This is a genomic window from Pleurocapsa sp. PCC 7327 (assembly GCF_000317025.1).
GTDB lineage: Bacteria > Cyanobacteriota > Cyanobacteriia > Cyanobacteriales > Microcystaceae > Hydrococcus.
On sequence record NC_019689.1, the window covers coordinates 1,966,285 to 1,978,422 of the forward strand.

9 protein-coding genes are annotated in these 12,138 nt (G+C 48.0%); 4 read left to right on the forward strand and 5 right to left on the reverse strand.

Going from position 1 to position 12,138, the window contains the following annotated elements; genetic code table 11:
- Window positions 1-279 precede the first annotated feature (279 nt).
- The 3 genes from PLE7327_RS08770 to PLE7327_RS24310 all read right to left on the reverse strand — a co-directional run bounded on the left by PLE7327_RS08770 (window position 280) and on the right by PLE7327_RS24310 (window position 2,151).
- Window positions 280-1,239, reverse strand: coding sequence for an HMA2 domain-containing protein (locus PLE7327_RS08770; RefSeq protein WP_186005376.1), 960 nt, complete (start codon window positions 1,237-1,239; stop codon window positions 280-282).
- A 140-nt stretch (window positions 1,240-1,379) separates the two neighbouring features.
- A complete protein-coding gene (locus PLE7327_RS24800; protein ID WP_083888291.1) occupies window positions 1,380-1,748 on the reverse strand; it encodes a tetratricopeptide repeat protein in 369 nt (122 codons plus the stop codon).
- A gap of 223 nt (window positions 1,749-1,971) precedes the next feature.
- Window positions 1,972-2,151 (reverse strand): hypothetical protein, encoded by a 180-nt coding sequence (locus PLE7327_RS24310; RefSeq protein ID WP_144266103.1) that lies wholly within the window; start codon window positions 2,149-2,151, stop codon window positions 1,972-1,974.
- Between the two features lie 2 nt (window positions 2,152-2,153).
- On the opposite strand from PLE7327_RS24310, the gene PLE7327_RS08780 reads away from it, so the two are divergent.
- The 3 genes from PLE7327_RS08780 to PLE7327_RS08790 all read left to right on the forward strand — a co-directional run bounded on the left by PLE7327_RS08780 (window position 2,154) and on the right by PLE7327_RS08790 (window position 9,596).
- Complete coding sequence (locus PLE7327_RS08780; protein ID WP_015143489.1) at window positions 2,154-7,886, forward strand: translocation/assembly module TamB domain-containing protein; 5,733 nt, start codon at window positions 2,154-2,156, stop codon at window positions 7,884-7,886.
- Window positions 7,887-7,993: 107 nt separating this feature from the next.
- Window positions 7,994-8,524, forward strand: a complete 531-nt coding sequence (locus PLE7327_RS08785; protein WP_015143490.1) for a hypothetical protein — start codon at window positions 7,994-7,996, stop codon at window positions 8,522-8,524.
- 82 nt (window positions 8,525-8,606) lie between these two features.
- The gene (locus PLE7327_RS08790; protein WP_015143491.1) at window positions 8,607-9,596 is read left to right on the forward strand and encodes a cysteine synthase A; all 990 of its coding nucleotides are present in this window, start codon (window positions 8,607-8,609) and stop codon (window positions 9,594-9,596) included.
- Window positions 9,597-9,726: 130 nt separating this feature from the next.
- Here the strand turns inward: PLE7327_RS08790 and PLE7327_RS08795 are convergent, their stop codons facing one another.
- Both PLE7327_RS08795 and PLE7327_RS08800 read right to left on the reverse strand, forming a co-directional pair.
- Window positions 9,727-10,176 (reverse strand): glyoxalase/bleomycin resistance/extradiol dioxygenase family protein, encoded by a 450-nt coding sequence (locus PLE7327_RS08795; RefSeq protein WP_015143492.1) that lies wholly within the window; start codon window positions 10,174-10,176, stop codon window positions 9,727-9,729.
- Between the two features lie 224 nt (window positions 10,177-10,400).
- On the reverse strand, window positions 10,401-11,033 hold the full coding sequence (locus PLE7327_RS08800; RefSeq protein WP_015143494.1) for an FMN-dependent NADH-azoreductase: 633 nt from the start codon (window positions 11,031-11,033) through the stop codon (window positions 10,401-10,403).
- 162 nt (window positions 11,034-11,195) lie between these two features.
- Between PLE7327_RS08800 and PLE7327_RS08805 the strand changes: the two genes are divergently transcribed.
- Complete coding sequence (locus PLE7327_RS08805; protein ID WP_015143495.1) at window positions 11,196-12,068, forward strand: helix-turn-helix domain-containing protein; 873 nt, start codon at window positions 11,196-11,198, stop codon at window positions 12,066-12,068.
- Window positions 12,069-12,138: the final 70 nt, after the last annotated feature.

Here is a 12,138-nt window from a genome sequence, read left to right on the forward strand (position 1 = left end):
GGTAAGAAGTTGATAGCGTCTAAATGGAGACTCTTTCTAGCTCAAATTATCCGATCTAGCTTTTCTCTTTCTAAGTAAGGTACAGCCTAACTTCTGCATCCCCCCTTAATCCCCCCAATCCCCCCAATCCCCCCCAAAGACAGGGGGACAAGTCGTTGTCCCTTTAGGCTGTCCCCCCTTCTCAAGGGGGGTAGGGGGGATCGCCTTCTGCCTTAAAACTATCAGTTATGTACCTTACTAAAAGAGAACTGCTATATGCGTTTATTGATACTTACGATGCTATTTTTCAATAACTGCATAGAATTTATTCAATGGTTTTATATATACCCAACCAATTTGTTCCGGGTCTTTGGTCATGCTCCACTGAGTAAAATTAGGCTTGGAGCGCCAAATCGCGATCGCTCTTGAAGATACCCCTAAACGCCTAGCTAGTTCTCTATGACTTATCCCGATCCTCTTACGAGCCGGAGTAAAATTAGGCTTAATCGAATCGTTTTCCGCTGATTTTACAGAGGATACAATAGAGACTGATTCCTCCTCAAACGCAGCTACTGCAACTTCTTTCGATGCGGAGGCGGGTTCGCTAGCAGTCGAACTGGTTATTAACTCCTCAGAGGAAACTGCCAAGTCTTCTGAGGGTGTGGGGATTGGTTCGCTAGCAGTCGAACTGGTTATTAACTCCTCAGAGGCATCCGCCAAGTCTTCTGAGGGTGTGGGAATTGGTTCGCTAGCAGTCGAACTGATTACTAACTCCTCAGAGGCATCCGCCAAGTCTTCTGAGGGTGTGGGGATTGGTTCGCTATCGGTGGAACTGATTATTTCATCTGGCAAAGATTCTATTTGTTCGCTATGGTTCAAAGAGTCTATTTTATGACTCTCGGACTCGTTAGGCGACTCAGACGCGGTTTCCAGGGCGATTTCTTCAGAGTGCAAGTCTTGCTGTTGCGAGTCTAACTTGTGCAAGACCGAGTTTTCTGGGGTAGATTCAGCCTCAAGCGTTGATGGTGCGTTTGTAGGATCTAAGCAAGCGATCGCAGCTAACAGTCTGCTTTCGGCTTCGCTTGCGGCGATCCTCCGCTTTGCATAGGTAATTACTAGGGAACTAGCTACAGGATTAACCCGAACGCTAGTGATGAAATTCAATTCCTTTACCTTGTTTTCAATTTCACTAGCATAAGTCGGGTCATTTTTCAGACGTGGAATGCGCAACCGCAAACGCCCTGCGAAGGCGTTGATCACCTCAATTTCCATCGGCACTAAGACTACTAATTCCTATTTACGAGTATATCTGAAGCTAAGTTTAAGAGAGCTAAGGTTAAGTTCTATAAATTAAGATGTATTGTGCGATCGATTTACGTTGCTAATATTGCGTAAGGTGTTTAGCGATCGCGATTCTCTACTTTTGCCACTCTTGTTAACAACTCCAAGGCATTTTGATAGCCAGCGAGATCTCCTTGCCGTTCGCAGAGTTGGGCAGATGTCTGTAAATCTTGAATCGCTGCCTGCTTATCCCCTCGTCGGTAGCACAGAAGACCTCGATTTCCATAAGCCATGGCATCATTGGGATCGAGGGAAATGACCCGATCGAAATCTGCTTCAGCCAACTCCCACTGTTGTCGGTCGGCGTAAAGAAGACCCCGATTGCTGTAAGCCCCATCATAATTGGGATTGAGTTCTATGGCTTGATTGTAATCGGCTAGCGCTAAATCCCATTTTTGTAGGTTGTAGTAGACAAAACCCCGAATTATTGTAAGCTAAAGCAGAATTGGGGTTGAGGACAATGGCTTGGCTAACACGGGCTAGAGCTAATTCCCACTGTTGCTGGTTATCATCCGACATTTTGAATTTATCTCCAACCCTAACGTCAGTTTAATTTTTCTCCCTCGGCGATCGCGAGCTAGACAAATCTTTATAAACTATTGTGCGGAAAGTATTGACTCTCTACTGCGCGATCGCTAACTTTATATACTATTAAGTTAATGCGATCGCTCGCAGCCAATCTTTGGCAACGCGGCATTTAGCACTTAAGAACGTCAGCTTCTCACACCAAGTTACAGTCAAAAATCTAACTTTAGTTAGTAGTAGTTGGCTAACAGCTTTCTTTAAGGTTTTACCCGGACGAAAGCCACCCCAGCATTGGCGAGATAGCAAAGATGACTAATTCTTCCCAAAACCCGCCGCCAGAGCCAAACCAGCGCCGAAATCTTTGGGCTAGCGTGCTTCGGATAACCAGACATCCGGCTACGCTAGTAATCGGAGTCTCTGTAGTTGCGATCGCAGCCGTTGGTTATGCTGCGGCTAGATATTTTATTTATCAGCAATTATCTCCGTTACTGGAGGCAGAACTCAGTAAGTTGCTCAAACGTCCCGTCGATGTCGGCGAGGTGGAAAGCCTTGCTTGGACGCTCAATCGCGTTCGCATTGGCGCTTCTTCCCTTCCTGCCACCGCAAGCGATCGCGATCGCCTCTCGCTACAATCGATAGAAGTTGGCTTTAATCCTTTTCCCTTACTACTGGGACAGCCTCTCCCAATAGAAATCGCGATCGACGATCCGAATATCTATCTCGACCAAGATAAAACAGGAAGATGGATTGACCTTGAATTAGAGCAAAGAGAAGCCCAAGAACTGCCCATCGATCTCGATATCAACGTTCGCATTCGAGATGGCGATATTGCCCTTCGTCCCTACGGAGCGACTCGCCCGGTTCCCATTCAACTCAATGGCGGCGCAAGATATATCGACGGTGAAAAACGTGAGATTAGCTATGGTGTGGATGCTACCGTCCTCAACAGCCAAGTCAATGCAAAAGGCAAAACAGTCATTGAGACGGGAAAAACTCAAGTCGAACTTGCCGTCGAAAAATTAGCCCTGGCTGAATTAGTCTCCCTTATCCCCAACTCGCCCGTCAAACTCAACAGAGGGAATTTTGATACCAACTTAAACGTCAGTTTACCATCCTTTGATAGGGTAGAAAAGACTCGCGGGCAAGGCAATCTTAACCTCCAACAAATCGAAGCCAAGATCGAATCGATCGAAGCTCCCGTTCGAGCCGATCTCGCTCTTAGCCTGCAAGGGCAAAAAGTCTTCATCGAAGAAGCTAGAGCCAGTATCGACAAGGTCGTCGATACCCGCATCGTCGGTGAAGTCGATTGGGAAAAAGGCTTGAATCTTAATGTTAGAGTCAACCCCGTCGATCTTTCCAGTCTCTTAAGGACGATATCGGTTACTGCGCCAGTGAGAGTGGATGGAGAATTGCAAGCCAATTTACAACTGAGAGGAGCAGTCGAAAATCCCTTGGTGACAGGGACGATTAGCAATACTAAATCGCTTGAGATCGATAAAACTCGAATCAGGCAGATCGATGCGAATTTTCAAGTCGATTTAGACAAAATTGTCCTCCAGAGTTTGCAAATTCAACCCAGCGCAGGCGGACAAATTCTCGCGCATGGCACAATTGAAACCAGCATTCGCAAAGCATTAGAAGACAACCAATCCATCGATGTTGCCAAGATGCCCTTAAGCTTGAATCTCAGGGCACAATTACCAACGCGAGAAGTCTTGGCTCCTTACTATCGCTTGCCCAAAAATGCGACTATCGGCAGGCTGACTGCCCAAGCTCAAGTGCGCGGAACTTTTGAGGAGCCAGTCGCCTTTCTCAAATGGCAAGCTCCCAGGGCAACCACTCCTAACGTTGACATAGCTGGAAGGGGAGAAGTCCTTCTCATCGGAAAAAATATCTTGGTTCGCAATACCGTCCTTTGGACTGATGAAGGACAGGCTGTTGTCAAGGGCAGGGGCAATCTCGACAGCAAAAAATGGCAAGCTGTCGCTAGGGCGAACGCTATCTCGCTAGCCCCTTTCCTGTCGCCAATTTGTGCCGAAAATCCTTCTACCTACTGCTCATATGCCGTCTCGACGAACCCGAATTTAGAAACTGCCAATGTCTTGTTGTCAGGGCGCTTGGATTCTTTCGATCCCGCTACACTAGAAGGAGTTGCCGCCTTGACGGTGCGAGCCGAAAAGGGCTTAGTTGCTATCAGAAGCGAATTATCAAAGGGCGCGATCGCGGCTTCTGTCGTTGCGTCTCAAATTTCTCTCAATCCTTTTCTGTCCAACCTAGCCGCTCCCGTTAATATAAGGCAAACGAGAGTAAATCTCTCCGGTTCGCTCAAAGATTTATTGCAAGGTTCGACCATTGCGGCGAGAAATTTTCAAGCCGATGTTGATGCCCTGCTCGACGTCGCTGATGGCGAAATAGTTGCTTCGGGCAAGCTAGAAGACGGTCTCTTAGAAGCCGTCGCTACAACGGGGCAAATCTCCCTGACGAAATTACTCCCCAATTTGGGGTTTTCGACTCAAGTCAGAAGAGGTCAAATTAATTTGACGGGAAACTTAGCTGCTTTAGTAGCTTCGCTGGATTCTAACCCCGATGTTAGTAGCTTCAAGGCAACGGCAGATGCTCGCTTAGCCGTCGCCAACGGGATCGTGGCGGTTGCCGCTCGATTGAATAATAATCTGTGGCAAACTGATATTCTGGCTAATAATCTCAATACATCGCAAATTCTCGATCGCATCCAACCCAATTTCAAACAACAAAACCTTGCCAATCTCGATGGTCTAGTAAGCCTCTCTGGTAGGATTGCACCTCTGTTCCAAGATCGGGCATCTCTCCCCGTCAAAGCTGAAACCATTGCGCTGCGCCTGCGAGATCGAACCCTCAATCTCAATGCCGATGGAATGATTCTCGTCTCCAATCCCTTCTCCGCTCCCGATCTTGCCAGCAACTTAAATGTTAAAGCCAATTCCGACCTCGATCGCCTGCCGCTGACGGAATTAATCGCCCTCGTTCCAGTTAGACGGTCATTTTTACCGCAGAGATTGGATGTCACGGGAGACGGTCAATTTCAAGGTCGTCTGGCGGGCAAGAACTTACTTAGCGCACCGACGGCACCGGGCAATTTTCTCCTCGCGGGCAATTTAAGACTAGAAGACTTTACCCTCAACGACAGATCCTTCGACCCCGTTTTAAGCGGGCCCGTTACCGTTGCCCCAGGACGGGAAATCGCCCTCAATTTGCAAGGCGAAGACGATACGATCGCTGCCAACCTAGATCCTTGCACTCGTCGCAACTGTCCCGCTCCTTATTGGGTATCTTTCTGGGAAGTGCGACAAACCACGGAAGGTCTGCCTGAAATTGTCTCCCATGGGAGACAAATTGGCGATCGCTTGGTCGCCCAAGTGGAAAACTTCCCCCTCGAACTTTTAAGTATTGCACCTGCTGAGGACTACGGAATTCTGGGAACGATTGAGGGACAATTGAGCGCCAATCTCGACTTCAATCTCTTTACGCTGACTGGTAGAGGCGATATCGCGATCGACCGCCCCCGCATCGGCAACCGCCAAGGCAGAGCCTTCAATGCCAGCTTTACCTATGAAAATAACATCGCCCAACTCAATAGCGCCGTCTTGCAGCTCGACAAAAGCCGCTACGAGGGACAAGGAGCCATCAACCTCGCGTCGGGAGCCATTAGAGGAAGGCTGAAAGCCGAAGAAGGCTACATGGAAGATGTTTTGGGTGCCCTACAAATCTACGACCTTCCGACCCTAGTAAGCTTCCTGCAATTTCAGAAACCCGACTACGCGGCAGCCGAGCAAGTTCAACCCGAATCTAGGGGCAATGCCAATGCTTCGATAGCCGAGCAAGTCAATCGGCTGTGGGCGATCGATAAGAAGATTCGAAAACTCGTCGCCCAAAGAGAAGCGGGCGGAGTTCCCACCGAGTTAAATATTCGCGGAGCCTTTGACACGACGATTACTGTAGATGGAACGCTCCAGAATCCCCAAATCAACTTTCAATTCCAGGGAAATAACTGGGAATGGCATCCCCAACCGACCTTTGCCACGATAGTCGAACCCTTGGGATTAGTTACGGCAGATACGCAGATAATTCCCATCGATAACATCGTCCTTCAGGGCAGCCTGCAAAATGGCATAGTTCGGGTAGAACCAGCAAGAGTTCAAATCAGAGACTCGATCGCGTCTTTTGCAGGAGGGTTTATCCCTGCCACCCAAAGCCTACAACCGTCAGAATTGGTCGTCGAAAATTTATCGGTCGATACGGTTAATAGTTTCATTCAGCTTCCCGCAGATATCGCGGGCAACCTCAAGGCAAGAGCAGCTTTGTCGGGTAACTTGCTCGCTCCGAAGATTCAGGGAGAGTATCGCTTCACCGATGCTTCGTTTGGCGGTCGGCTTATCGAGCGCACTCTGGCAGGCAATTTTAACTATGTCAATTCCCGCCTGGAATTCCGTACCACCGATGACTCGGCAATCCAGCTCTATGCAAGCGTTCCCTATCCAACCGCGCCAGAAACCAACGATCGCGTCGCGATCGATCTCAAGCTGGGCACGGCAGCTCTTTCATTAATGGAAATCTTCACCCAGGGACAGGTATCCTGGTTGGGTGGAGAAGGAGAAGTGGCGCTACAAGCCAGCGGACGACTGGATTTGAGCGAAGGGTTCAGGATGTACGACTTGACGGCTAACGGTCGAGCGCTCCTCCAAGATGCCACACTTAGGAGTGCGGCTTTACCAGAGCCGCTGAATGTCAACGCTCAGATCGCGCTCGATAACCAACTCCTGAGAGTCGAGCAGTTAGAGGGAACCTTTGCCCAAAGCAGACTGACGGCGGCTGGAGTTCTGCCCCTCTTTACTCCCCTCAGTCGCCAAGATCCCAATGCAGCCAATCCCCTGACAATCGCGATCGAGCAAGGACAAATCGATTTAGAAAATCTCTACCGAGGGGGAATCGATGGCAGAGTAACGGTAACAGGTGCAGCGATTGTGCCCCTAATTTCAGGACGAGTGCGCTTGAGCGACGGTCAAGTCTTCGTCCCGCAACAACAGGCGGCAAACAATACTCAAGCCATTCCCATCGTCAGGCAACCCGCTTCCCCTCCTCGCAGGAACGATGTCGCGCTTTTTGTGCCGAGACTCGACAATTTGCAAGTTGCTCTAGAAAGATTGTCGGTGGATGCGCCTTTGTATCGGTTTGATTTTGGCGGTGCTTTAGCGCTGAGCGGTCCCGTTAACGATCTCAACAACTTGCAGCCCCAGGGAACTATTACCTTAAACCGAGGAAGGGTTAGTTTTTTGGAAACTCGCTTTCTCTTGGATCGCCGCTATCGCAATGTTATCGTCTTCAATAGACGACGAGGTTTGCTCGACCCAGACCTCGATCTGAGAATGAGAACCATCGTCTCCGATTTTCCCAACGCTAGGCAACAGCGCACCGATTTCAGCAACGAGATTCCCGACGATAATCTCAGCAGAGTCAGAAGAATTGATATCACTCTAAGCGTAGAAGGGCAGCTCAGTCAGTTGGTGCCCGGTTTGGGCAGAAATATCGCTGAAGTTTGCCAAATACAACCCGCTTCCCTGCCGCCGATTCCTGGGCAGAGAACCCTCTCCCAACAAGAGTTACAACGCCTACAAACCTGCCTACAAGCGATCGCTGCCAGAGGTCAGTCGAACGCGCAGTTGCTCAGCAATCCTGCCGTAGATTTGTCTAGCAATCCTAGCCGAACTGATGGGGAAATCGTCCGTCTCTTGGGCGAACAGTTCTTTTCCGTGGCAGAGGTTCTACAAAACCTAAACACCGATCAGCTTTTGGAGTACGGTTTGATTCAACTCGCATTGCCTATGGCATTACAGGGAGTTGTTTACGATGTCGAAAATACAGTAGGAAACCTAGTGGGTTCCTCAGATCTGCGCCTTTTCCCCCTCATACAAACCAGTTATCGAGTAAGCGAAGATTCATTTGTCGGCGTTTCCTACGATTATACGTTCAATGAGTTTAAAGTCGAGTATCAAACGCGATTTTAGAATTGGGCTACTAACTTTTCTCTATCTGGTAGGCTAACTATTATCATCCCAATCTTTTTTGTCATGGTTTTGGGAATCCTATCAATTTTCTAGTGTGCCTAGTAGCTATGTTAATCCATACAACTCCCCGCCTTTCTTTTCCTCGTCCCCTAGTCTATGCCACTTACCGAGACAAGTTAATCGAGCTGGTGCCTTACCTGCCCAACGTGCGTTTTCTCAAAATCAAGTCCCGCTCTGAAGCAGAAGGGCAAGTTTACAGCGTCAACGAGTGGCACGCTGGCGGACAAATTCCCCCGTTATTAAGGGCTTGGCTGGGTGAAGAGCTTCTCTCATGGACAGAATACGATATCTGGAATGAGTCTGACTTTACTGTAGAGTGGCGGATTGAAACCCATGCTTTCACTGAAGCCGTTCGCTGTTCGGGAAAAAATCTTTTTCTCGAAGAGAACGGCACGACGCTTATTGAAAGCCGGGGCGAACTGAAGATTGACCAAGAAAAACTCAAGGCAGTGCCAAAGATCTTCAGAGGTCAAGTGACGCGAGCTGTCGAAAAGTTCTTAGCCAGTAAGATCGAACCTAACTTGTTGCAGATGGCTGAGGGAGTGAGTCACTATCTGGCACAACAATCTTTGGGCTAGATGAGGTTTGAGCAATGCCCGCCTTCTAGTTTTTAAGCAGGTTTATTCGCTAATCTGGAAATTAGCAAGTCATTCGAGGAATATGGACATCAAAGACGGTTTCGTCGGCACGGTTGGCAATACGCCCCTGATTCGGTTAAACAGCTTCAGCGAAGAAACTGGGTGTGAAATCTTAGGAAAAGCAGAATTTCTCAATCCGGGTGGCTCGGTGAAGGATAGAGCTGCCTTGTACATTATCAAGGATGCGGAAGAAAAAGGGAAGCTAAAACCGGGAGGGACAGTTGTAGAAGGAACGGCTGGCAATACGGGGATTGGATTAGCTCATATTTGCAACGCCAAGGGCTATAAATGCCTCATTATTATTCCCGATACCCAGTCGCAAGAGAAAATCGACCTGTTGAGAACCCTGGGGGCAGAGGTTCGCACCGTACCGGCCGTTCCCTACCGAGATCCTAATAATTATGTCAAACTGTCGGGACGCTTGGCGCAGGAGATGGAAAATGCGATCTGGGCAAATCAATTCGACAATCTAGCCAATCGACGAGCGCACTACGAAACGACCGGACCGGAAATTTGGGCGCAAACCGATGGCAAAATCGATGCCTGGGTGGCTGCGACGGGAACTGGCGGCACTTATGCAGGGGTTTCTCTGTTTTTAAAGGAGAAGAACCCCGATATTAAATGTATCGTAGCCGATCCGATGGGCAGCGGTCTTTACAGTTACGTCAAGACTGGAGAAATTCATGTTGAAGGGAGTTCGATTACAGAAGGAATTGGCAATAGTCGCATCACTGCTAATATGGAAGGCGCTCCCATTGACGATGCAATTCAAATAGACGATAAAGAAGCGGTACGGGTAATTTACCAACTTCTGTACGAAGACGGTTTATTTATGGGCGGTTCCGTAGGGATTAACGTGGGAGCAGCGGTAGCCTTAGCCAAACAGATGGGACCCGGACATACGCTCGTTACCGTTCTGTGTGATGGTGGGGCTAGATATCAGTCTCGCTTGTTTAATCAAGAGTGGCTAGCGGCTAGAGGACTTTTGCCGGAACATTGGCAAGTTAAATAATTGCGATCGCGCCTGATATCCAATTGGGAATTAAAGAGGTCTTATGTAGTGCGATCGCAACGCTCGCCAATCATTCCCAAAAAGCGACTCCTGTTGGTCGCATATGACATACCTATTTTAGGATGCTCGCCTATACTTGTTCTTTGCTGTCAAACAATTCTTTGATTCGTTTTTCTATCTCTTCGGTTGATACATCCTCTTGGTGAGTTGCAATCCACCAATGATTTCCAGTTGGATCTTTCACCCCCGCACTGCGATCGCCCCAGAATTCATCTTTTGGTACCATCATTGAAGTCCCACCGGCTTTTAGGGCATTCTCATAAGTTGCGTCGGTATTTTCAACATACAGGTAAATAAAACTCGACATTGGCTTGCACTCCCCTCTTGCTTCGCTCACCATAATTACTGAGTCGCCAATTCTAACCTCAGCGTGCATGATGCCGCCTTCTGGGTGTAAGATACGACAAATTTCCTTTGCTTCAAACCCTTGCTCAAGAAACTCGATTAAGGTTGCAGATCCTTGCACGACAAGGTAAGGCGTAACAGTACCATAACCTTCAGGAATTGGTTTGACTGCCATTATCGTTGTCTCCTTGGAATGAGAATAAATGAATTATAGTACAAATGAACTAAAAAATCTACAATTGTTTTACGAACGTTAATGAGATTCATAGTTGACCTCCTCACAATTAATTCAAGCTGTGCTTCAACTGCATCTATATGGTCTTTAGCGATCGCTACTTCAGAAGCTAGTGGAAATAGGTAGTGCTTGTAGAGCGTCGCACGCCAATGTAGTGCTTTGTCTTACCTTTTTACCAGTTGAGCGATTTTGGCACGAGCAGACGCGATCGCATCTGCTAACTTCTGTCCGCCGTACTCGTCGTTTTCAACCTCAATCAATGTAATGTCTGTAATGCCTATGAAACCAAAAATTGTTGCCAAATAAGGAGTTTGATAATTCATGGTCTCGTATTGTCCACCTACACCAAAACCAGAACCACCTCTTGCTGCGATGATAAACATTTTCTTACCCAGTACGAGCGGTTTGTAGGGGTTTTCAGAATCCTCTGGTTCAAAGGCAAATGTCCGCCCAATCCGGACAATTTGGTCGATATAAGCCTTTAATGTACTGGGAATGCTGAAATTGTACATAGGAACGCCAATGACGTAGAGATCGGCAGCTAAGAATTCGTCCACTAGGCGATCGCTGATGCGAATTGCTTCCTGGAGTTGAGGAGTTCGTTGTTCTGGTGGTGTATAGGCTGCTGCGATCCAGGGTTCATCGACATGAGGAACGGGATTGCGAGCAATATCCCGATAGGTGACAGTATCGTTTGGATGGGCTTGCTTCCATTGCTCGACAAACTCTCTGGTCATGCGGCGAGAGTGCGAGCGATCGCCGCGCGGACTAGAATCAATGTGCAATAGATGTGCCATACTTCCTCCCAAACAATTACCCTTCCAGCTTAGGCAAACGATTCAGATCTAACTATCTGATTTTTGTGCAACTATCAAAATCTTGCGGTCAGTTTTCAGCATGCTCGGTGGGAACCATCCGAAAGCGAATACAATCGGAACTAGACGAGTTGGGTTTGCATCATGAAACCTTCAGCCAACGACCAAATTGAAACGACCTGCTTGCCCATTTTGTCGAGTCGAAACCAGGGTTGGGAGAATATTTTAGTCGAGCAATATCAACACCAATCGGGCCAGGGGAGAACTCATTACAGCGACGAACACGCGATTTGCCTGTCGCTTGCATCCCGTCCAGTTCGCTTTCTACAAATTAAGGAAGGCAAAACTCATGCGAGTTTGTACGGCAAGGGTGACATTTCCATCACTCCTGCAAAGATGGCGTTTTTTGCCCGTTGGGAGGGAGAGGATCGCTACTTGCAGATTCGCATTGCATCTGGTTTTGTTCAAAGTGTCGCTAGAGAAACCATTGACATCAATCCCGATCGCCTGGAATTAATTCCTGAATTTCGGACTCGCGATCCACACATTGAGTCGATTGGTATGTTGTTGCTCTCGGAACTCCAACAGGAAAATTTAGGCGGAAGGCTCTACATTGAATCGCTGGCAAATGTCTTAGCGGTGCATTTGCTCAGACAATACTCTGCTCCCAAACCTCTCCTTGCCATTTACGAAGGGGGTTTATCCCAGCGTCAAGTTTTACAAGTCTTGGATTACCTCAACGAACATCTCAATCAAGATATTAAGCTTGCAGATTTAGCTCAATTGCTAGGCATGAGTCAATTTCATTTCAGCCATTTGTTTAAGCAGTCGCTCGGAATAGCTCCCTATCAATACTTGCTCCAGCAACGGATCGAACGGGCAAAACAGTTGTTGAAACAAACCGAGCGCTCAATTATGGAAATTGCCCTAGAGTGTGGGTTCAACAGCCACAGTCATCTGAGTAAACAGTTTCGGCAGCTTACAGGCATGACGCCGAAAGCCTACAGAGCAAATTAAACAACCATGCTTTTATAGCCTACACAAGTATAACATATAGACTGAATGCCGCTCAGTCGGTAACGATACC